Origin of the sequence: Anabaena sp. UHCC 0187, from assembly GCF_009712035.1 — a bacterium.
GTDB lineage: Bacteria > Cyanobacteriota > Cyanobacteriia > Cyanobacteriales > Nostocaceae > Dolichospermum.
In genome coordinates this window covers 117,881-139,983 of sequence record NZ_VILB01000002.1, presented here as the reverse complement: position 1 = coordinate 139,983, position 22,103 = coordinate 117,881, and the positions used below count along the sequence as shown (strand labels likewise).

Genomic DNA, 22,103 nt, shown 5'->3' with positions numbered 1-22,103 from the left:
TCAATTACCCATTACCAATCATCTCTCCAACGGTTAACCGAGTTCCATTCACAAAATCCCATCCTGACTGGGGACGTTTACCCGTTAGTTGCACTTCTCGCAATAGTAATAAACCTGCCCCTGTTTGGACAATAGCTCCTAGTCCTTTGGTAATATTAACGACTTCTCCAGGCTGACCTGATATAGTTGATAAGTTAGGTATTTTATGTATTTTTTCTTGTATCTGCTCTGGTAATTCGTGAATATACGCAGGATCTAGGGGAACAGTTGCCGTGATTTTTAATGGTTGGTTGCGGAATGTTGCCGCACAGTGAGGATAAAATCCGCGAATTTGATTATGTAATTGGATAGCACTTCGTCCCCAATCTAAGTTATAGTCTGGCTTTTGAATCAAAGATGCGTAACTGGCTGTGGCATGATCTTGGGGAATGGGTATGATTTCCTGACGTTCTAGTTTATATAGAGTTTCTATGAGTAAATCTGCACCAATGACAGCCAACTTTTCAGCTAAAACCTGAGCGTTATCTAGTAATTCAATCGGCGTAGTCGCTTTTAAAAGCATATCTCCTGTATCCATACCCTTATCCATGAGCATAGTTGTCATCCCCGTTTCTTTTTCTCCGTTATATACACTCCACTGAATTGGCGCAGCCCCCCGATACTGAGGTAAAATAGAACCATGTCCGTTAACACAACCCAGCTTTGGCATATCTAATATCTTCTTAGACAAAATTTGTCCATAAGCAACAACGACAAATACATCTGCTTCTATCTGCTTAAGTTGTGTTAAGGTTTCCACATCTTTTTTTATTCTTTCAGGTTGCCAGACGGGGATATGATAGTCTGTAGCTAAGGCTTTGACTGGTGAAGGTGTCAGTTTATTCCCCCGTTCCCGGCGTTTGTCCGGTTGGGTGACTACGGCAAGTACCTGAAAATCCTTATTTTCCAAAAGTTTTTGTAAAGTGGGAACTGCAAATTCAGGAGTGCCAAAAAATACTACTTTCATTAGTTATTAATTATTAATCATGCGTTATCAGTCATAAATCAATGGTAAGTGTGTTCCTCATCACTGACAACTGACTCAATCTGAATATTAATGGAATCAGGTAATCTGCGGGAAGGCAAGCTATGAGATTTTTGATGACAACAGATGAATTTTAACGGTTTGGTGGTATAGTGTTTACTATTGGTTCAGCGAAAACGGCCTCGTCCAAACAATTAGTTTAGCGATGCCTTCGACTAGCAAAGCTATGGCCAATTGCATCTACTATTTAGGGGTTTTGGGTGTCTAGCTGAGTTTTCCGCTTATTCATTGCTCTACTAAATCAAAATTATTCGATAATTGCCCAAGTTGAAAATAAACTACAGTTGCTTAATTGCAGCATTTACGAGTGTAAGTTGCAGTTTGTCAATTTGGAGTAATGATTCAGAAGATAGAATTTTCCCAATCGGAATAAATCAGATTGGTGTGATCATGCTTGATGATTTTACAAAAATCTTGGATTTGTTGATTGCTGATTTTACAAGTATTCTAACTGCTGATTCCTGAATTGTTCAATTTAGGTATGCGAATTTAATGTTTTTATTGATTGTGCATCGGTTGGTCTAAACTTACCAGAAACAGAGAACTTTTAGTTAGATACAAACTGTGCTGTTATAGCCAGATAGAAACAGGGCAGAATTGAAAATCAAAAAAGCGAATTATACAAGCTTTTTATAGATTTTTAATTCCTTAAATCGCGCCATTGTGGACTAGTTTGAGATAAAGCTGTTTTAAATAGCATCTCTAAGTCTTTGCTACTAGCGTTAGTCAAGTCAAAGCTCAATTATGCTCGTTTGTAGAAATATCTGTATTCGACGGAAATTGAAGAGAGATATTGTCTAAACCAGCAGCAATTAACAGATGTAATTTACTGTTAAGTTTAACCACGTCTTTATGTAAATTATGTAAAGATTATGGGGAGGTGAACGAGGACACTAAAAATTTTTGTAAAGCGATGCAACATTTGAATAAATTAGCTCGTAAAAGCTTTTGGTTTGTTGATATACATATAGTCATAGCTTTTTTCATTCCTGTATAGATATTACCCGCACTTAGCAACTGCCCCCTAGAGAGTCTCATCATGCTTAAACCCCTTTTGGTGTCAGGATGGTTTCGCGTTAAGCCATTTCTCAAGTACATTGCCATTGTTATTGTAATTTCACCATTCGCAGGAATGTCTATTCACGCGACTTTAGCTAAACAGTCAGAAGTAGCAAATATTAATTCAGGAAATGGCAAATTTAATTCAAAGTTGGCAGAAAATGCTATTACTGGCAAACTGAATTTACAATTTGCTCAAGTCAACTCTCAAACCGGAAAAATATCTGTTGGTGAAGGAATACAGTCATTACCAACTGATAGAATGATTTCAGGGGCAGAAACAGATAATTCTCAATTGGGGAATCATGTTATTAGAGAAACGGCACCATCAGTTAATGTTGCACAACATCAACCAGAAATATCCGTTAATCAAGTTAATTTAATCCAGAAATTAAAAGACGCAAAAGAAGAAGCTAATTTCAATTCTCTAGCAAGTGCGGGTTCGGAATCGAAAGAATTAGCCACATCAACTGTTACATCTGACAACGGAGAAATACCTGTAAGTGAACAGCCAAATGAGTCAGAAACGGTACAAACTGATCCCATAGGTAGTCCCCATCCCATCCCTTGGCAATGGATTATGGCCACCCAGGAGGCAGTTGGTGGTAAAGGCGGTTCTGGTATCCGCTACTACCGGAGTCTTCCTGTAGTTTCTCCTGATGGTAAATATGCGATTTATAGTCGGGTGCAAATGGAAGTAAAACCCGAAATGCACAATAGCCGAGTTAATAGCGTGTTATTTGTGGAAGATAGACAAACGAAAAGGTTGCGGGTGATGACATCAACCAGTATGGTGAGTGATCCCCTGTTAAGTAAACAGGCAAGTTTTTCGACAGCAGCAGATGATGATGGTAAAATTGGCGTATTAGTGCCTGTTAGTTGGTCGGAAAAAGGCGATCGCTTTCTAGCACGTAAGTTTGTAGCTATTTTCAACACAGCAGATGCGACAGATCAGGCTGTAATTTGGAATCGTCAACAAGATAATATTAATGTAATTCATCCTGTGCAATTACAAGATGATCACGAAAAAATCGCTATCTTATTAGGTTGGAGTAAAAAGCAGCCCAACAATGTATTATTCCGTTCTGGTGAACTAGGTGAAGAAAATTGGCCTTTGTTGCAAGTGGCTAATGATGGCAAAACTATAGATATTTCAGCGGAAGGAGATCAAGCGATAACTTTTGGTGAAAGAGCTAAAATTTGGGCAGATCCACAACTTGCTTCTCGATAATTGATTAATTATTAATTAATACCCGTTGTTGCTAGTTGACAACGGGTTATTTTATTGGCTTTTTTCTTACTTTTATTATATCTATATCATACAGAAAACGCAATTCCCATATCTGGTTTCTGCATGATTACCCAAATTTCGTAACCTACTATACGAATTGTTATGAAAAATCACACTAACGTAACAACATCGAAACTGTTACACCACCAACCGGGAAACTACTATCAGTTATTCCCCCAACGTGGCAAATACAGAACCGACAAGAACACGGATACATAGTTAATCAAGTCCTGTTTCCCAAAAAAGCCCATGATAGAAACAGCAACTACCACAGAGAAACTGAATAAATTCGAGAAATTAAAAGCCGAAAAAGACGGACTCGCAGTTAAAAACGAAATAGAGAATTTTGCCCAAATTGGTTGGGAAGCAATGGACGAAAACGACCTCAACCATCGCCTAAAATGGTTAGGTGTATTTTTCCGTCCTGTGACTCCCGGTAAATTCATGATGCGGATGCGTTTACCTAACGGTATTCTCAACAGCAGTCAATTGTCTGTTTTAGCAGAAGTAGTACAGCGTTACGGTGAAAATGGCAGCGCCGATATTACCACCAGACAGAATATACAACTACGCGGGATCAACTTTGAAGATATCCCCGATATCTTTAATAAATTTCACAAAGTCGGATTAACTACTATCCAATCAGGAATGGATAACGTCCGTAATATTACAGGTGATCCTGTAGCTGGTTTGGATGCAGACGAATTTTATGATACCAGAGAATTAGTCCAGCAAATCCAAGATATGCTGACTAACAACGGTGAAGGTAATCCAGAATTTAGCAATCTTCCCCGGAAATTTAATATTGCAATTACCGGAGGAAGAGATAATTCAGTTCACGCAGAAATTAACGATTTAGCCTTTATTCCTGCTTTTTGGGGAAATGAAGATGAAGTACCAATCTTTGGTTTTAACGTCATTGTCGGCGGCTTATTTTCCGCAAAACGTTGTCAAGCAGCTATTCCTCTAAATGTGTGGGTATCTCCCGCAGAAGTTGTATCATTATGCAAAGTAATTGTCGAGATTTTCCGAGATCATGGACTACGCACAAATAGACTAAAAGCCCGGTTAATGTGGCTACTTGATGAATGGGGGATAGAAAAGTTCCGCGCAGAAGTAGAAAAGCGTTTTGGGAAATCATTATTACCCGCAGTAGCTAAAGATGAAATTGACTGGGAAAAACGGGATCATGTGGGGATATATAAACAAAAACAACCTGGATTTAACTACGCAGGTTTAAATATTCCCGTCGGCAGATTGTCTGCTGAGGATATGTTTGCAATTGCCCATTTAGCGGAAGTTTACGGAAGTGGAGAAATTAGATTTACCGTCGAACAAAATATCATTATTCCGAATATTCCCGATTCCAGTTTGACAACATTTTTCACAAAATCAATATTAGAGAAATTTTCAGTTAATCCAGGTTTATTAATGCGATCATTAGTATCCTGTACAGGCGCACAATTTTGCAACTTTGCCTTAATAGAAACCAAAAATCGCGCCTTAGCAATGATTAAATCATTGGAATCTGAACTAACTTTATCACATCCCGTGCGAATTCATTGGACAGGATGCCCCAACTCCTGTGGACAACCCCAAGTAGCAGATATTGGCTTAATGGGAACAAAAGTCCGTAAAAATGGCAAAATGTCCGAAGGTGTAGACATTTACATGGGTGGGACAGTGGGGAAAGACGCACATTTAGGAACTTGTGTACAAAAAAGTATTCCCTGCGAAGACTTACAACCCATATTAAGAGAAATACTAATTACCAAATTTGGGGCAAAATTGCGAGAACCAGCAATAATTTAACCTCAAAAACTAGACATCAAATCATCCGCGTCTATCTGCGTTTATCCGCGTTTGATAAATCATCAATTTAGGCAATTTCATCATTGTCCTTGGATTTTTATATCCAATTTTTCAGAAATTCAATTATTTAGCGAGAAAAGAAATGTTAAAAGGATTATTTTCATTCAAAGGACGCTATCGCATATTACATCAGACATGGTTTGCATTTTTCTTAACCTTTGTTTGTTGGTTTAACTTTGCCCCCTTCGCTACCACAATAGGTAAAGAACTACATTTAGCACCAGAACAAATTAAAACATTAGGAATTTGTAACCTAGCATTAACAATTCCTGCTCGTCTGATTATTGGGATGTTATTGGATAAATTTGGTCCAAGAATTACCTATTCCATGTTATTGATGTTTGCTGTGATTCCCTGTTTAGCAACAGCATTAGCCCAAGACTTTAACCAACTAGTAATAAGTCGCTTATTAATGGGAATAGTCGGTTCTGGATTCGTTGTAGGAATCCGCATGGTAGCCGAATGGTTTCCTCCCAAAGAAATGGGAATTGCTCAAGGTATTTATGGCGGTTGGGGCAATTTTGGAGCATTTGGAGCAGAATTTGCATTACCAACAATTGCCATTGCCACCAGCTTTTTAGGTGGTAGCGGTTCTAACTGGAGATTAACAATTGCCTTAACAGGAATTGTTGCTGCAATTTACGGATTATTCTACTTTAAAAGCGTTCAAGATACACCCAGCGGTAAAGTTTATCAAAAACCCAAGAAAAATGGCTCATTAGAAGTAACTTCTATCAAAAGCTTTTGGGCGCTAATTATTTCTAACCTGGGTTTAATATTCGCATTGGGTTTACTAGCTTGGAGACTAGAACAAAAGAAAATTCATTTCCTCACACTCAGCCAAATGTATATAGTTTGGATTGTATTAGCAGGATTATTTGCTTATCAAAGTTACCAAGCTTATCAAGTTAATCACGAATTACTAACTGGACAAAAAACCTACCCTGCAAATCAACGTTATCAATTCGGACAAGTAGCATTATTAGAATTTACCTACATTACTAACTTTGGTTCAGAACTTGCAGCCGTTTCCATGCTACCGGCATTTTTTGAAAAAACCTTTGGTTTAGAACACATTGTTGCCGGCATGATTGCCTCTATTTATCCCTTCCTCAACCTAGTTTCTCGTCCGAGTGGTGGTTTAATTTCCGATAAATTAGGTTCGCGTAAATGGACAATGACAATAGTTTCTGCGGGGATTGCAATTGGTTATTTAATGGCACATTTCATTAACAAAGATTGGCCTATCCCCCTCGCAATTGCTGTCACCATGTTCGCTGCTTACTTTGCTCAAGCCGGTTGTGGTGCAACCTACGGAATAGTCCCTTTAATTAAAAAAGAAGCAACCGGACAAATAGCCGGAAACGTCGGTGCTTACGGTAACTTTGGTGGCGTAGTTTATCTGACAATATACAGCTTAACTGACCCCTCAACCCTATTTGCGACAATGGGAATAGCTGCCATGATTTGCGCCTTTATGTGTGGATTCTTCCTCAAAGAACCAAAAGACTCATTTGCATCAGATAATGAAAATGAAACAGAAATAATTAATCATCAACCGATTTTAATGACAGAAGAATAATTGTCTCACGCAGAGGCGCAATCACGCTTCGTGATCTCGAAGAGTAGGCGCAAAGGTAAGAAGATAAAAACTAGAAATTAAAAATATTTCTCCTCTTATGAAATTGTCTCTGCGTCCTCTGCGCCTCTGCGGTTCGTTCCTCATAAAAAATTTTGCACAATAGTGCGAAATCCAATAAATACCATGAATGAATTTACCAAAACACTTTGTCCTTATTGCGGAGTTGGTTGCGGTTTAGAAGTTTCTCCACCAGCCCAACATGGAAAAGCCACAAATCGAGATAGTGAAGGAACTCCAATTTGGCGAGTTAGGGGTGATAAATCTCATCCTTCTAGTCAAGGAATGGTATGTGTTAAAGGGGCAACTATTGCTGAATCTTTGGATAAAAGTAGATTACATTATCCCATGGTGCGGGATTCTTTAGATGAAGAATTTCGCCGTGTGAGTTGGAATGAAGCTTTTGATATTATTACCCACCGGATTCAAACATTGCGCTGGAATCAAGCCACAGATTCTATCTGTATGTATGGTTCTGGACAATTTCAAACTGAAGATTATTATATTGCTCAAAAGTTACTCAAAGGTTGTTTAGGAACTAATAATTTCGATGCTAATTCCCGGTTGTGTATGTCTAGTGCGGTATCTGGGTACATTCAAAGTTTTGGTGCTGATGGGCCTCCTTGCTGTTACGATGATTTAGAATTAACTGATTGTGCTTTTTTAATTGGCACAAATACGGCGGAATGTCATCCCATTATTTTTAATCGGTTAGCAAAATATCATAAAAAAAATCGTCATGTTAAAATGGTTGTGGTTGATCCTCGGCGGACTCCAACAGCAGAAGCAGCCGATTTACATTTAGCTATTCGTCCCGGTACAGATATTGATTTGTTAAATGGTATTGCCTATTTATTAATGAAATGGAATTATATTGATCCAGCTTTTATTGAAGATTGTACTAGCAATTTCCCGGCTTATGCTGAGGTGATTCACCATTATTCACCGGAAGTTGTGGCCAGTCGGTGTGGTATTACTATTGAAAATTTAGAAACTGCTGCTAAATATTGGGGAAAAGCAAAATCTGTACTTTCTTTATGGTCAATGGGTGTTAACCAATCTTCAGAAGGTACGGCTAAAGTTAGAACTATTATTAATTTACATTTAATGACGGGACAAATCGGTAAACCCGGTGCAGGTCCCTTTTCTTTGACTGGTCAACCTAATGCTATGGGTGGCAGAGAAGCGGGAGGTTTATCCCATTTATTACCGGGTTATCGGTTGGTAAAAAATGCCCAACATCGCGCAGAAGTTGAGGATTTTTGGGGTTTGGGAAGAGGACAAATTTCCCCTGTTCCTGGTTTAACTGCTTGGGAAATGATCACTGGTTTGGAAACTGGAAATGTGGGTTTATTATGGATTGCAGCTACTAATCCGGCTGTGAGTATGCCAGATTTAGAAAGAACTAAAAAGGCTTTATTAAAATCTCCTTTTACTATCTATCAAGATGCTTATTACCCAACAGAAACATCGGCTTATGCTCATGTTTTGTTACCTGCGGCGCAGTGGGGTGAAAAAACTGGGATTATGACTAATTCGGAAAGAATGGTAACTCTATGTTCGGCTTTTCGGGAACCACCAAGAGAAGCAAAACCTGACTGGGAAATTTTCGCGGAAGTGGGAAAAAGATTAGGTTTTACTGATAAATTTACTTTTAATAATTCTGCCGCAGTTTATCAGGAATTTGTCCAATTAACTCGTCAGCGTCCTTGCGATATGTCGGGTTTAAGTCATGGGTTTTTAACTGCACATGATCCAACTCATTGGCCTTATGCACAGGGTAGTAATTCAGGAACTAAACGTCTATACACTAATTTACGTTTTCATACACCTGACGGACGCGCTAAATTTGGTGCATATTATTCTAAAGGTTTAGCTGAACCACCGGATGAGAATTATCCTTTTATATTAACTACTGGTAGACTGTACGGTCATTGGCATACACAAACGCGCACAGGCAGAATTGAGAAAATTCGCAAACTGCACCCGCAACCGTTTATTGAGATTCATCCCCGTGATGCTGCTGCTTTGGGTATTATTGATAATCAGTGGTTAGAGGTGCGATCTCGTCGTGGTACAACTAAGTTTCCCGCTAAAGTCACAAAAGCTATTTCCCCCGGTACTGTCTTTGTGCCTATGCACTGGGGTAGCCTATGGGCAGATGATGCGGAAGCTAACACACTTACCCATTCAGAAGCTTGTTCTGATTCTCTTCAACCCGAATTAAAAGCTTGTGCTGTGCAATTAGTCCCAATTCTTGTAGAATCTACCATTAAAAATTATCAACTTCAGTCTTCTCAATGGTAAGCTGTTAACTATATTCCTAAGTTGGGAATTCACAATTTAACCTATAGTTAATCATCAATAGTTATGATTATTTTTTTAGATACCTAAATTGTTAAAGCATGATCATGATTAATTTTATTATCTAAATTAATCAAATATTACTTCTAAAGGCATTTTCTTAAACTTCAAAGTTTTTGAAAGTAAAAATATATTATGCTTTTTTATCCTTGAGATTTATCTACAGGATTTTTGTTTTATCTTCGTAATTTTCCAGTTGATTTTAAATAAGGAGTAGCAGATGAGAAAATTAATCAAAGCATTGCTAGAAGTTACCAGTGATAAAAGTTTCATGCACTTAATTGAAACTGTAGAGGTGATAGTTTCCAAATTACTATCTCTACTTATGGTGGTAGTGATTTTTGCCACACTTGGGGACTTAGCAATATTTATTGGTCAGGAAATACTTTCTCCACAAGGTAGTTTTAGCAAGACACTGTTTCAAACTTTCGGCTTATTTCTCAATGTTTTAATTGCTTTGGAAATATTAGAAAATATTACAGGCTATCTCAAAAAGCACGTTTTACAAGTTGAATTAGTTATTGTTACTTCTTTAATTGCTATTGCCAGAAAAATTATTATTCTTGATTTGAAAGTCACTGAAGGTATAGAAATTATTGGTTTAGGGATTGCTATTCTCTCTTTATCAATTAGTTATTTGATAATTCGGAGTAGTAATTCTAAAAAAGAAAATTAAATCAGAAGCATGGCTAGGACTAACCTATCATTAATCCAGTAGGAAAGATTGGTTATTTCCGCTTCGCTACAATAACCCGCTCTAACCCCTACCCTATGGGTACATTGAGGGTAGGGACTGCCGCGAAAAGTTCAATTTTACCAATTTTGTAACTTCTGTAACTTTTCACCTGTTGCTTTTTTAAATATCTGGACTTTTTCTTTAATTTTGTATTTTAAATGGGAGCGAAGGGAAGGCTAGTGAAGCTATAGTATATTTAGAAATGGTGCGCCTGTGAATATGGCTAAAATTAAGTCTACCACCACAAAATCCGATGGCATAAAGTGGCGTTAGCCATAAAATTGAATTTGTTTAGATACAATCACTAACTCGATGACAGGCAAAAACGCAAGACAGAATGCATTTCTGCGGCTGGTGGCGAGATCGGTCGAAGCTTCAGAGTCAACATTTCGCTACTCGTTGCTTCCTGGTAAAGAAATGGTAATTGGACGTGACCCCATCTGCCAAATTGTCTTGGATGCCATGATATACCGGATGGTATCTCGTCGTCATGCGGTGGTTCGTCCCCTTTCTTTAGCGACCAATAGCCGTTATAGCTGGGTAATTTGTGATTTAAATAGTGCCAATGGCACTTTTTTGAATGGAGAACAATTACAAGGATGTCAAGAATTACATTTAGGCGATCGCATTTCCCTTGGTGCTGATGGACCACAATTTATTTTTGAGTATGAAGTTATTGCTCAACCAACAATGATAGCTGTGAATAAAGCTACAGTTTTATCATCTGCTAACCAATATCATTCTTCCTCAAAACAAGATTCTGTAAGCTTTACACAATTGTTTCCTATTATTTCTACTGGTAAGGATTTAACCCGTAAAGCGTATCTGATACCGGGAATTCTGACAGTAGTTTTTGTTGTGTTAATGTTTGCTACTGTAGGTTATCCCCAAGCAAATCAAGTAATTGTAGGCTCTTATATCGCTTTTGCGGCTTACTACTTTGTTTATCAATTGTGTGGTAAACCTAAGCCTTGGTGGGTACTCATGGCTGCGGCGCTGAGTACAATGTTAATTTTGCTCAGTCCTCTCTTAGATTTGTTCATCAAAGTATTCCGAGATATCTTACCTGGAAGCTTGGATAGTGTCTCTCAAGATGGGATTACTTTTACCGAATTATTAGTACGGATGTTTTTTGGTGCGGGGTTAATGGAGGAATTGCTGAAAATACTACCAGTATTAGGAGCATATCTGATTGGGAATTCATTACCATCACCTTGGCGAGAACGGATTGGGGTTTGGGAACCTTTAGATGGTATTCTTCTAGGTACAGCTTCCGCTGTAGGCTTTACTTTATTAGAAACCCTTGGACAATATGTACCTTTAATTTCCCAAAATGCTGGTCAATCAGTGGGTTTACAGCTACTTATTCCCCGCATTTTAGGTTCTGTAGCTGGACACATGGCTTACAGCGGATATTTAGGCTATTTTGTTGGTTTGGCTGTGCTAAAACCCATGAGAGGTAAGCAAATTCTCTCTGTGGGTTATTTGAGCGCTTCTGCACTTCACGCTTTATGGAATGCAACAGGTTCTATTAATGCTTTTTTCTTGGTGGTAGTTGGTGTTTTATCTTATGCTTTTCTCATGGCAGCCATTCTCAAAGCCAGGGTATTATCACCAACCAGATCACAGAACTTTGCTACCCGCTTTCTTGACCCAAAATAGAATATCAATGCAATTTAGGAGTCAGGAGTCGGGAGTTAGAAGGAAGGAAGAATCATCTAGAACTTGATAACCTGCGTGGCTTATCCCTTTGGGATCTGGAGGCATCAGCCATAAAATGCTTGATAAATCAATGATATCAACTCTTATTCCTTGCATATTATCAAAAAAATTTAGTGGTGCTAGTGATCCTCCTGAAATCTTAAAGTTTCTTTACTTCTAAGTTTTCTGGAGTGATTTCCAAAGTTGATGAAACTTCTTCCTCAAATACTTCTAAATCAAACCAAAAAGTAGTACCGATACCAACTTCACTCACTAAATTAACTTGACTGTGATGTCTATCAATAATATTTCTAACAATTGATAAACCTAAACCTGTTCCTTCTAAAGTATGAACCCTATTTTCTACGCGAAAGAATCGGTCAAAAATTGCTTGTTGATCTTCTGTAGCGATACCAATTCCTGTGTCGCTAATTTCAATTCTGACTTTACCAGCATGATGATGAGAATTAGAATTAGCATCTAGTTGATAAGCACGGATAACTACTTTACCACCTGCGAGAGTGAATTTGAGAGAATTACCAATTAAATTACCAAAAACTTGCAGCAATAAATCATAATTTCCCAGGACTAAAGGTAAATCAGGAGTTAGTTCCTGGCATAGTTCAATACCTTTATCTTTAGCATTAAGCTGGTAAGTCCGTAATGTTTGTTCTAGTGCTTGAGGTAAATCTACTTTATCAAAAGTGTAATTCCGACCAGATTCAAGTTTTGATAAATCCAAAACGTCATTAACTAAGCGGGTAAGTCTATCAGTTTCATGATTAACTGTTTGCAAAAATTCTTGTCGTTCTTCAATGCCTAAATCTTCGCCATAATCATGTAAGGTTTCAATATAGGTTTTGATATTAAATAAGGGTGTCCGTAATTCGTGAGAAATATTACTGATAAATTGACTTTTTGCTTCATTTAGTTCTACTTCACGGGTAATGTCTTGAACCGTGATAGCGATACCTTTAATACTTTCTCTTTGTAGATTTAAAACAGTAGTTAAAAGAATGCGAATTGTGCGTTGGGTGGGTTGTTTTAGAAGGATACGAAATTCAGCACTTTCACATTCACCTTCTGCCATTTCATATAAAGTGCGGGAGATTTCCATTTGCACACTATGGGGTAAATGATGCAAGATATTACTACCCACAACATCTATACCTTCCCAGTTAAAAATGCGTCTGGCTGTGGGATTGACTAATATTACCTGCATATTATTATCAATCAACACTGCACCATCAGCAATGGTAGAAACTAAAGTTTCTAATTTAGCTTTTTCTGCGGTTAATTCTTCAATATTTTGTTCTTCATAACGTTCTAGCCGTTCCGCCATTTCATTAAAGCTAAGAATTAGTTCTCCTAGTTCACCACCTAGGGGTATATCTATCCGTTGTTTAAAATTACCGGCGGCAATTTGTTTAACACCTACTAGCAATTCTTTGATAGGTTTAGTAATAGTTAAAGCATTGATTACTCCTGCTAAAATCACCATTACCCAAATCGTAATAAAAACGGCGATAGTAACATCACGGGTGAAATTAGTGGATATAACTGCGGTTTGATTAGGATTGATCCCAACTGCTAACACACCTAAGTATTTTTTATCCACTATTAAGGGAACAAATACATCAGTAACTACGCCATCTGGAGTGTTATGTTGCCTAACCATCGGCTGATCTGCATTACCAGTGTAATCTTCCGGTAGTTGTATATGTCGCTTAATGGTGAGGGAATTTTCCACCTCTGGTTCCCAAAAAGGAATACCAAAAAAGATTTGTCCAGTTTCATCAGCGTAAAGCATATAACGGATGCTAGACGTGCTGCTATAAAAGCGTTGAGAAAATTGGGCAACCTCAGTGAGATTGTGATCGGCAATTAGAGGGGCCACATTAGCAGCCAGTAGCAATCCTAGATCACGACCAAAGCGGGTGTCATTTAGACGCGCATCTTGCTGAATGGTGTTGACAGCCCAGAAAGTCAAACCACTCATGACCAAGGAAACCATCAAAGTAGCGACGGCGAGGAGTTTGGTCTGAAGGGTGAACTCCGACCACCAATTGGCGATGCTTGCTGCGAGGGAAGCGATCGCTTTTGAGGAACCAGAGGTGAATTCATCTCGGAAATTTGTAAAAAGAGCCAGCATCTTAAAATACAGTTGTTAGTAGTTCAGCGTTTTCTATCCCAAAAACTAAAAATTGATAGTTAATTTATTTCCCAAAGGTGCTAGGGGTTGGGGACAGGAAGTGACAGGGGACAGAATATAGTTTTTCCTTTACCTCTTCTCTCTTAATTTAACTATGTTTTTGGAGTAATCGTGAAAACTCAGTTGGAATATAGATTATGTGATGAGACTATTACAATGTAAAATACGTAATCATCTGGAGTCCAGAATTAAAAACATTCTAACTCAGTAAATTATCCTGAAGATACTTGTAACTTAATTAAATTTTTCTGATTCTACCTATGACTTCTCCTGAAAGACAGCGCAAGTTACCCAGCCAAGCAATCGGGGCAAAAATTTTCCATTATTGTAATTTCGTCAGCTTATTTATTATGCTCACCAGTGGCTTACAAATTTACAATGCTAATCCTGTTTTTGGTGGCCGGGGTGGATTACATATTTTCCCCCTTTTTACTTTAGGTGGTTGGTTGGCTGGAGGTAGACATTGGCATTTTGCTGCTATGTGGTTATTTTCCATCAATCTTTTCTGTTATGGAATTTATATTTTCATTACCCGACGCTGGAAAAATAGATTTGTCGGTGCGAATGACATGAAAGCATTACAAAAAAGTCAAAATAACCAACGTTTAAACTATGCTTGGCATCGAATTATTTATACAGCAATTATTCCCGTCTTATTACTAGCAATATTTACAGGTATAGGAATGTATAAACCTGCTCAATTTTCTTGGATAGTTGATATTTTTGGTGGTTGGCAAGGATTAAGAATTGTCCACTTTGCCTCTGTACCAATGGTGGTAATATTTGTTTGGCTTCACTGGAAGTTAGGACAGAAAGTAGGGGGGGATGCACTGACAGAATCTATGTTTTGGTAATTGGTAATCGGCATCAAAATTTAATAGGAATTACAATGGATAATCATGAATTTAGACGCAGAAAGTTTTTACAACTCTCTGGTTTATCGAGTCTGAGTTTCTTGCTTGGCGGTTGTGGGACACCTGCATTTGAAGATTTAGTAGGAACACTTTCTGAACCTCCAAATCGGAAATTTCAAGAGTTAATATTTCAGCCTCAAAAGCTAATTCCAGAATTTTCACCTAGTCAAATTGTCCCCGATGATTTAATAGTTAATAGCTTTCGATCTACGCCAATTATTGATATGAAAAAATATCGTTTAATTGTAGATGGTGAAGTCAATAATCCCCTCACTCTCGATATGGCAGATATTCAGGCTTTACCTCATACTTCTATGATTATTCGTCATGTTTGTGTAGAAGGATGGGCAGCAATTGTCCAATGGGATGGCATTCGTTTACGGGAAATTATCGCCCTTGCTCAACCTCAAAATCAGGTGAAATATGCCTATTTTCAATCAGCAGATGGTTATTATGAAAGTTGGGATATAGCTTCGGCTTTACATCCTCAAACCCTATTAGCATATCAAAAAAATGGTGAGCCTTTGCCCATAGAGAATGGTGCGCCTTTACGGTTAGCATCACCTATTAAACTTGGTTATAAACAAAGTAAATGGGTGATACAAATTACTCTCACCAGTCAGTTATCAATTTTCAAAGGTTACTGGGAAGATCAGGGTTATGAATGGTTTGCAGGATTGTAAATAAAGCAGGATTCAGCAGTAGGGTGGGTAATGCCCACCCTACTTCATTTTCATTTTTTCACTAGAATATAGGCATTTGTATATTCAGGTAATTTCTGAATATATCGTTGAAAATCTCTTTCACTAGCAAAAGTTCCTGCTAAAAAATCAAGTTGATAAAGGTTGGGTAAAAATGCTCCACCTGTATCGGCAATTACGCCCATTTTTAAGCGTTTCTGTCCACTCTGATTATCTTCTATGACAATTATCCTCCCTAAACCAATATTGAGAACATCTCCAGCAAATGTTACTCCTGCTTTAATGGATATTTTGGCATCTATTTTATATCCATAGCCTTTAATTGCATCAACTTCTTTAAAATACCAGTAACGCTTTTGTGCAGTTGCTTTTAATCCCCGAACATAGGAAATTCCATTATTTCTATCTACATTTAAAAACTCTTTAGTTCCATCTGTAAAATTAACTAATACTGTTCCCTGCATTAGTGCAGCTTCTAAACCATTGCGGGTTAAATAAGCAATTGGTTTAACTTTACCAAATTCTTTACCTCCCGCTTCATAAATACCTGACAAAACATCTTGTTTAGTATATTTAGTGTAAAATTTATCCTGATTCAATTCTTCCTTAATAGCGTAGACTGGTGTATTATATTTAGAAGTTTTTTGGCGAGAACCTGTATGGATAAAAGCTGCATATTTTGTAATTCGTAATTTTTTTTGTTGAGGATTCTCTGGGTTATGCGCGGACCATTTAATTACGCGAAAATTGGCATTGATAAAATTCGGATCTTGTAACCGAGTTGTTCGATTATTAGCAATGTCTTCTTCTAAGACGGTAATCATGAAATCTAATGTTTTCAGAATATCTTTGACGGTAACTCCTTGAGTTACTAATATTCCTGTACGTTGAATATTAGGATCTTCTGTAGAATATTTTTGAAAATAGTTTTTTGTATTTGTGAGTACGGTTAATAAATCGGCTTGATTAAAATTTATTTGAGTATTTGGTAATTTTCCTGCTTTTAATACCTGCTGGGAATGGACACTATATTGATATTTTTTCCATTCATTAATGACTGAATAAAATATAGATTTTTCATTGTTTTTGACATTTATATTAGATGGCTTTTGCGTAGATAAATCATGAGACAATTCTTCAATTGGAGAATTTCCTATTTGGGACAATGATAAATTTTTAACAATCTGTTGTTGTTGAATTGGTTGTTTATTAATGAGACTAACCACTAATAAAGTGCTAATAAATGCTGTGAATTTAAATTTTTGATTAAATAGGATACGCATAATTTGTCAATGGCAACAATGATTGTCTCTCATTCTAGCATTCTCAGAAGTGATGACAATAGGCAATATGCCCAATTAACAGTATTAATCATCCATTTCTTTTAAAGTAGCTAATGCAGAGGGTGACAAGCGACTAAGATAGCGGAATATCCAGTATTTAACTATGGTGTCTAAAATCACAGGAAATGTAGCGATAAAGATGAATATATAATTTCTACTCGCTGGTAAACCTAAATGTTCTGCAAATCCTTCCAGAAGTATTTCCCACCCATGTGGTGAGTGAAAGCCTACAAATACATCTGTAAATAAGATAATTAAAAAAGCTTTAGCACTATCGCTTAAACCATAAACAATTTGATCGATGAAGTGTTGAAGAGAAATAATATCTTTTTTACTAAAGACAATTACTAATGCAAAGGTAATTAATGCTATAAAATCAGCAAATATATTACTAATAGCACCAGTGCTTTTATGCTTAAATTCTGCGGCTATTTCCAAAGCTTTTTCTTTAATCTGCGATTCTACATTTTCTGGAGAAATTTTATATTCTGAATCGAGAAGACTTTTAAACTTTAATTCTGCTGTAAATATTTTTAATTCATGAAAAGCTTCTTTCTCCATTTCCTGATTCAGAAAAATATGGCTGATATTTTCAGTTCTCATACTCTCTACTATGGGAAGAATAAATATTCGTTTAGATAGTTGATGACTTAGAAGGGGAATGATAATCAGCAATAATAAGAATTTGACAGCAATGGTGGTGCGCTGTCTAGAAATTTGGTATTTTTTGAGAAATTCTTCATCTGCATTCGGTGATATATCACTGAGAATTTTTTTGAATGTTCTACCAATTGTTCTGGGAAATATCCCAGTTTTTAAGAATGTAAATGGTTGTGATGGTTTTTTCACGGTAAGATCAATGTAGGGTGAGTTTGGGATTAGATGCAGTTATCATAAATCAATTGCATTCTAACTCATGAATGTTTACAACTATCATCATAGTTATGGTCAATGTTCTCATTTCCCTGGCAATTGCTATGATAGTCTTTTTTTAGATTTTATTGGTTCAAAAAGTTTAACTGTATGTATGTATAAATGTAATTACAAAGAATACCGTATTCCGTAGAATGTAAGTCTAAAATTTGGTAGTAAATTCACGTAAAAATTACATAAATAATTAAGTTTAAAAAGAGACCTACTTTCAGTAAGGCAACTAAATTTCAGCGATTATAACTAGATTTTGTCAATAAATCTTAATATATTTTCCTAATCACAGTCGGATTGGTATATTTAATGTAAAAATATTCCTACTGAAAATAAGCTGCAAAACAAAAATTATGACTATGTATCCTCACCTCAACCGGGCATTTGCTCATCCTGTACTAAAGGTAATTAGCGGTTTAAATAACTTCAATGCTGCTAGTGTAGCTGCAACCGTAAAAGCCGCTGATTTGGGTGGTGCTACCTTTGTGGATATTGCTGCTGATGTGGATTTGGTGAAATTGGCAAAAAGCTTGACCAAATTACCTATTTGTGTATCTGCGGTTGAACCAGAGAAGTTTGTGACTGCTGTGGCTGCTGGTGCTGATTTAATTGAAATTGGTAACTTTGATGCTTTTTATGCCCAAGGACGCAGATTTGAAGCTGCGGAAGTTTTGGAACTAACTTACCAAACTCGTGCCTTGCTGCCAGAAATTACCCTATCTGTGACTGTTCCCCATATCCTCACCTTAGACCAACAGGTACAACTGGCTGAGGATTTGGTAAAAGCTGGTGCAGATATTATTCAAACCGAAGGTGGTACTAGCAGCAATCCTATTCACCCCGGTACTTTGGGTTTAATTGAAAAGGCTGCTCCTACTTTAGCCGCAGCTTATGAAATTGCCCGTGCGGTTTCTGTGCCTGTACTGTGCGCTTCTGGTATTTCTAATGTTACTGCACCAATGGCGATCGCATCCGGTGCGGCTGGTGTTGGTGTCGGTTCAGCTATCAACCAACTCAATAGCGAAATCGCCATGATTGCCGCTGTGCGTAGTTTGGTAGAAGCTTTGGCTACTGCAAATATTCGCACATTTGTTTAATAGGTAATGTATCGAACCGCAGAGGCGCAGAGGACACAGAGGTAAGAGCTAAGAGGGAAGATGAATATTTTTCCTCTACTCTGTGCTTTTCTGCCTCTTTTTTACCCCGAAAATTCAGGATAAACAATTTTTTAAGGTATCAATAACTTTATCTTGTTGTTCTTGCTCCAATTCGGGGAACATGGGTAAGGATAAAACTTCATGACAAGCTTGCTCTGCTACTGGCAATTGTCCTGGCTGATAACCTAAATTTTTATACACTGGCTGCAAATGTAAAGGTAAGGGATAGTAAATCATGGAATTAACACCCTGTTCCTGCATTTGATTTTTTACCCAATCTCGATATTTACCACTTGCACCATTGCGTCTTTCTCCAGAAACACGAATGGTATATTGATTCCAAACCCCAACTCCGCCCGGATATTCTTGAGGGACAATGATACCAGAAAGTGAACTGAGATGTTGGTAATAATAATCAGCGATTTGTTTGCGTCTGTTGTTCCAAGAATCGAGATAGCGCAGTTTAATTTGCAGAATTACGGCTTGAATAGCATCTAACCGACTATTGACACCAATTTCTTCATGAATATATCTTACCTTACTCCCATGTTCTCGCAAAACTCGTAATTGTGTAGCGATCGCTGGATCATTTGTGGTAATTGCGCCACCATCACCGCAACCACCAAGATTTTTGGTAGGGTAGAAACTAAAGCAACCAACATGGCCAATACTACCGACTTTTTGATTTTCCCAACTTGCACCGGTAGCTTGAGCGCAATCTTCAATTACTGCTAAATTATGAGCTTTGGCAATTTCCATTAATCCTGTCATCTCCACAGGGAGTCCAAACAGGTGGACTGGCATAATCGCTTTGGTGTTTGCTGTAATCGCTGCGGCTAATTTTTCTACATCTAAATTAAACGTAGTTACATCAATATCTACAAATACTGGCGTTGCCCCTACGGCACTGATAACTTCTGTTGTTGCAAAAAAAGTAAATGGTGTGGTAATAACTTCATCACCTGCGCCAATTCCTAAAGCGCGTAATGCTAAAAATAGGGCATCAGTACCAGAGTTGCAAGCTACACATTCACTGACACCATGATAAGCTGCAAACTGTTGTTCAAAATCTGTAATTGCTGGACCACCAATATAACGCCCAGAAGCCAGAACGGCTAAGACAGCAGCACTTACTTCAGCTTCAATAGTGGCATATTGTTGTTTAATATCAAAGGCGGGAATCGAATTTACACTTTTAACCATGAGTTTTTATCTTATTTTTAGATACAAAAGTTATGTTTGTAAAGTTTCCAATCATGAAGAGGTAGACAAACTATGCCAGAGCTAATCAAATTGGATATGGTAGATTTGGCTTTAGCTATGGGCTTAATGGCTATTGCCATTGGGATATCGGCGTGGGAGCAATTAGGACTAGAATTAAATTTAGCGATCGCTACTGGTAGAACTATCCTCCAACTACTTGTATTAGGATACATTTTTGACTTTATTTTTGCCGTTAACAACGTTTGGGCAGTAGTGGGGATTTTAGCAATAATCCTGACAATTACTGCAATTATTACTCGCAATCGCATCAGCCAAAAAATTCCTCAAGTTTTACCTTTAGTCTGGATTGCGATTTTTGTCAGCACGTCCTTAACATTGCTTTACACCAATTTTTTAATTATTCAACCAGATAGATGGTATGAACCGCGTTATATCATTCCTTTAGCTGGCATCTTGCTGGGTAATGCCATGAATGCAGCAGCAATAGCGGGAGAACGTTTAGTTAGTAGTATCAACCAATTTCCCACGGAAATAGAAACCCATTTAAGTTTAGGTGCAAATGTGGAACAGGCGATTAAACCCTACCGCAAAGAAGCAATTCGCGCCGCCTTTCTTCCCACTTTAAATCAAATGATGTTAATTGGTATGGTAACAGTACCAACCTTTACCAATGGACAATTATTAGCTGGTGTTGCACCACTAGAGGCTGTATCCTACGAGATTTTAATTATTTTTATGGTAGCTGTCACCAATTTGTTGACAACCATTTTAATTACAAAAGGCTTATGTCGGCAGTTTTTTAATTCAGCAATGCAGTTAATTAGATGATGCGAATTGGTGAAGAGAAAATTAATTGGAGACTTCCAAATAAAAAAATGTCCCAAAACTGATGCAAAAATTCTCTCTCTGTGTACTCTGTGCCTCTGTGGTTCGTTTCTTGGGATAATTTATTTCTTGGAAGTCTCTTGTAGGTTGGGTTGAGGTAACGAAACCCAACACCTATATCAAGTTTTTATAAATTGAAATTAGCGCAATTTCCGAAAATATGGATGAATTTAACAAAAATCCTGTGCATCCTGATTCTGACAAAAAATATTGATATTAGTGTGGTATACTGTCGCTAATACACCCTACGAATTTACTATTTTATATCACAGTAAAGTGCAGTTAAAGTCAAAAATTTTTAATCAATTGGGTAGATTGTCGGGATTTCTTCTTTTAGTATTTCTTTCTAGTCCGTCACCAGTTTTGGCCACAGTAGAATCTTTACCAAGGTTAAAACAAGTTGGTGACTATCAAAAGATAGGAAACAAATACAAACCGCTATCTGGGATCAAAATTTTAGTTAATCCAGGACATGGTGGAAAGGAAACTGGTGCTGCTGGTTTTACGGGATTTTTAGCTAAGGATGCAAATTTAATTGTTTCAAAATTCTTGCGGACTGAACTACAGAAACGAGGTGCTATAGTGGTGATGTCTAGGGAAGAGGATCGAGAAATATCTTTACTGGAACGTCAAAGGATAATTAATCAAGTAGAACCTAAAATTACTATTACCATACATTATACAGCTATAGAAATTGATGGTGATGCAGAAAAAACTCAGGGAGTCAGAAGTTTTTGGTATCATCCCCAATCCCATAGTTTAGCAAACATCATACATCACTATTTAGTGAATAAATTAGGACGTAAATCTCAAGGTGTGTATTGGAATAACTTAGCATTGACTCGTCCAGAAATTGCCCCATCAGTGGTGTTGGAATTGGGTTTTATGACCCATCCTCAAGAATTTGAGTGGATAGTTAATCCCCAGGAACAAAAAAAGTTAGCCGTTATACTAGCTGAATCAATTGTAGAATGGTTTAGACAATATCAGCACTGAA

General features: G+C 37.4%; 16 protein-coding genes. 11 read left to right on the top strand and 5 right to left on the bottom strand.

The genetic code is table 11. The features are described from left to right. Positions 1-4: 4 nt before the first annotated feature. Entirely contained in the window at positions 5-1,006 is a 1,002-nt protein-coding gene (gene fmt, locus FJR11_RS01915) for a methionyl-tRNA formyltransferase (protein ID WP_168502035.1), read from the bottom strand. Positions 1,007-2,123: 1,117 nt separating this feature from the next. On the opposite strand from fmt, the gene FJR11_RS01910 reads away from it, so the two are divergent. The 6 genes from FJR11_RS01910 to FJR11_RS01885 all read left to right on the top strand — a co-directional run bounded on the left by FJR11_RS01910 (position 2,124) and on the right by FJR11_RS01885 (position 11,707). Then, positions 2,124-3,374: a hypothetical protein gene (locus tag FJR11_RS01910; protein ID WP_168502034.1), complete on the top strand. Its 1,251-nt coding sequence runs from the start codon at positions 2,124-2,126 to the stop codon at positions 3,372-3,374. A gap of 309 nt (positions 3,375-3,683) precedes the next feature. Then, entirely contained in the window at positions 3,684-5,246 is a 1,563-nt protein-coding gene (locus tag FJR11_RS01905) for a ferredoxin--nitrite reductase (RefSeq protein ID WP_168502033.1), read from the top strand. Between the two features lie 142 nt (positions 5,247-5,388). Continuing rightward, positions 5,389-6,888 carry a NarK family nitrate/nitrite MFS transporter gene (locus FJR11_RS01900; protein WP_168502032.1) on the top strand — a complete coding sequence of 500 codons (1,500 nt, stop codon included), beginning with the start codon at positions 5,389-5,391 and terminating at the stop codon, positions 6,886-6,888. Positions 6,889-7,071: 183 nt separating this feature from the next. Next, positions 7,072-9,252, top strand: a complete 2,181-nt coding sequence (locus tag FJR11_RS01895; RefSeq protein ID WP_168502031.1) for a molybdopterin oxidoreductase family protein — start codon at positions 7,072-7,074, stop codon at positions 9,250-9,252. 277 nt (positions 9,253-9,529) lie between these two features. After that, positions 9,530-9,985 carry a phosphate-starvation-inducible PsiE family protein gene (locus tag FJR11_RS01890; protein WP_168502030.1) on the top strand — a complete coding sequence of 152 codons (456 nt, stop codon included), beginning with the start codon at positions 9,530-9,532 and terminating at the stop codon, positions 9,983-9,985. 372 nt (positions 9,986-10,357) lie between these two features. Further along, positions 10,358-11,707: a PrsW family glutamic-type intramembrane protease gene (locus FJR11_RS01885; protein WP_168502029.1), complete on the top strand. Its 1,350-nt coding sequence runs from the start codon at positions 10,358-10,360 to the stop codon at positions 11,705-11,707. Between the two features lie 199 nt (positions 11,708-11,906). Here the strand turns inward: FJR11_RS01885 and nblS are convergent, their stop codons facing one another. After that, on the bottom strand, positions 11,907-13,898 hold the full coding sequence (gene nblS, locus FJR11_RS01880) for a two-component system sensor histidine kinase NblS (protein WP_174762887.1): 1,992 nt from the start codon (positions 13,896-13,898) through the stop codon (positions 11,907-11,909). A gap of 320 nt (positions 13,899-14,218) precedes the next feature. Here nblS and FJR11_RS01875 point away from each other — a divergent pair, with 320 nt between their 5' ends. Together FJR11_RS01875 and FJR11_RS01870 are read left to right on the top strand one after the other, a co-directional pair. Continuing rightward, positions 14,219-14,812, top strand: a complete 594-nt coding sequence (locus tag FJR11_RS01875) for a cytochrome b/b6 domain-containing protein (protein WP_168502028.1) — start codon at positions 14,219-14,221, stop codon at positions 14,810-14,812. A 35-nt stretch (positions 14,813-14,847) separates the two neighbouring features. Continuing rightward, positions 14,848-15,555 carry a molybdopterin-dependent oxidoreductase gene (locus FJR11_RS01870; protein WP_168502027.1) on the top strand — a complete coding sequence of 236 codons (708 nt, stop codon included), beginning with the start codon at positions 14,848-14,850 and terminating at the stop codon, positions 15,553-15,555. Between the two features lie 50 nt (positions 15,556-15,605). On the opposite strand, the gene FJR11_RS01865 is transcribed toward FJR11_RS01870, so the two are convergent. Continuing rightward, a complete protein-coding gene (locus FJR11_RS01865; RefSeq protein ID WP_168502026.1) occupies positions 15,606-16,856 on the bottom strand; it encodes a hypothetical protein in 1,251 nt (416 codons plus the stop codon). Positions 16,857-16,940: 84 nt separating this feature from the next. Beyond that, positions 16,941-17,765: a CemA family protein gene (locus FJR11_RS01860; protein ID WP_371417432.1), complete on the bottom strand. Its 825-nt coding sequence runs from the start codon at positions 17,763-17,765 to the stop codon at positions 16,941-16,943. Between the two features lie 428 nt (positions 17,766-18,193). Here FJR11_RS01860 and FJR11_RS01855 point away from each other — a divergent pair, with 428 nt between their 5' ends. Further along, on the top strand, positions 18,194-18,937 hold the full coding sequence (locus tag FJR11_RS01855; RefSeq protein ID WP_168502025.1) for a DUF561 domain-containing protein: 744 nt from the start codon (positions 18,194-18,196) through the stop codon (positions 18,935-18,937). 114 nt (positions 18,938-19,051) lie between these two features. Here the strand turns inward: FJR11_RS01855 and FJR11_RS01850 are convergent, their stop codons facing one another. Then, entirely contained in the window at positions 19,052-20,200 is a 1,149-nt protein-coding gene (locus tag FJR11_RS01850) for a DegT/DnrJ/EryC1/StrS aminotransferase family protein (RefSeq protein WP_168502024.1), read from the bottom strand. A 72-nt stretch (positions 20,201-20,272) separates the two neighbouring features. Between FJR11_RS01850 and fetB the strand changes: the two genes are divergently transcribed. Both fetB and FJR11_RS01840 read left to right on the top strand, forming a co-directional pair. Beyond that, positions 20,273-21,049, top strand: coding sequence for an iron export ABC transporter permease subunit FetB (gene fetB, locus FJR11_RS01845; protein WP_168502023.1), 777 nt, complete (start codon positions 20,273-20,275; stop codon positions 21,047-21,049). A gap of 276 nt (positions 21,050-21,325) precedes the next feature. Further along, the gene (locus FJR11_RS01840) at positions 21,326-22,102 is read left to right on the top strand and encodes an N-acetylmuramoyl-L-alanine amidase (RefSeq protein ID WP_371417431.1); all 777 of its coding nucleotides are present in this window, start codon (positions 21,326-21,328) and stop codon (positions 22,100-22,102) included. Position 22,103: the final 1 nt, after the last annotated feature.

What these genes read in the sequence shown, in the direction of transcription:
- fmt (WP_168502035.1), bottom strand. Translation starts at nt 1,006, where the DNA reads ATGAAAGTAGTATTTTTTGGCACTCCTGAATTTGCAGTTCCCACTTTA.
- FJR11_RS01910 (WP_168502034.1), top strand. Translation starts at nt 2,124, where the DNA reads ATGCTTAAACCCCTTTTGGTGTCAGGATGGTTTCGCGTTAAGCCATTT.
- FJR11_RS01905 (WP_168502033.1), top strand. Translation starts at nt 3,684, where the DNA reads ATGATAGAAACAGCAACTACCACAGAGAAACTGAATAAATTCGAGAAA.
- FJR11_RS01900 (WP_168502032.1), top strand. Translation starts at nt 5,389, where the DNA reads ATGTTAAAAGGATTATTTTCATTCAAAGGACGCTATCGCATATTACAT.
- FJR11_RS01895 (WP_168502031.1), top strand. Translation starts at nt 7,072, where the DNA reads ATGAATGAATTTACCAAAACACTTTGTCCTTATTGCGGAGTTGGTTGC.
- FJR11_RS01890 (WP_168502030.1), top strand. Translation starts at nt 9,530, where the DNA reads ATGAGAAAATTAATCAAAGCATTGCTAGAAGTTACCAGTGATAAAAGT.
- FJR11_RS01885 (WP_168502029.1), top strand. Translation starts at nt 10,358, where the DNA reads ATGACAGGCAAAAACGCAAGACAGAATGCATTTCTGCGGCTGGTGGCG.
- nblS (WP_174762887.1), bottom strand. Translation starts at nt 13,898, where the DNA reads ATGCTGGCTCTTTTTACAAATTTCCGAGATGAATTCACCTCTGGTTCC.
- FJR11_RS01875 (WP_168502028.1), top strand. Translation starts at nt 14,219, where the DNA reads ATGACTTCTCCTGAAAGACAGCGCAAGTTACCCAGCCAAGCAATCGGG.
- FJR11_RS01870 (WP_168502027.1), top strand. Translation starts at nt 14,848, where the DNA reads ATGGATAATCATGAATTTAGACGCAGAAAGTTTTTACAACTCTCTGGT.
- FJR11_RS01865 (WP_168502026.1), bottom strand. Translation starts at nt 16,856, where the DNA reads ATGCGTATCCTATTTAATCAAAAATTTAAATTCACAGCATTTATTAGC.
- FJR11_RS01855 (WP_168502025.1), top strand. Translation starts at nt 18,194, where the DNA reads ATGACTATGTATCCTCACCTCAACCGGGCATTTGCTCATCCTGTACTA.
- FJR11_RS01850 (WP_168502024.1), bottom strand. Translation starts at nt 20,200, where the DNA reads ATGGTTAAAAGTGTAAATTCGATTCCCGCCTTTGATATTAAACAACAA.
- fetB (WP_168502023.1), top strand. Translation starts at nt 20,273, where the DNA reads ATGCCAGAGCTAATCAAATTGGATATGGTAGATTTGGCTTTAGCTATG.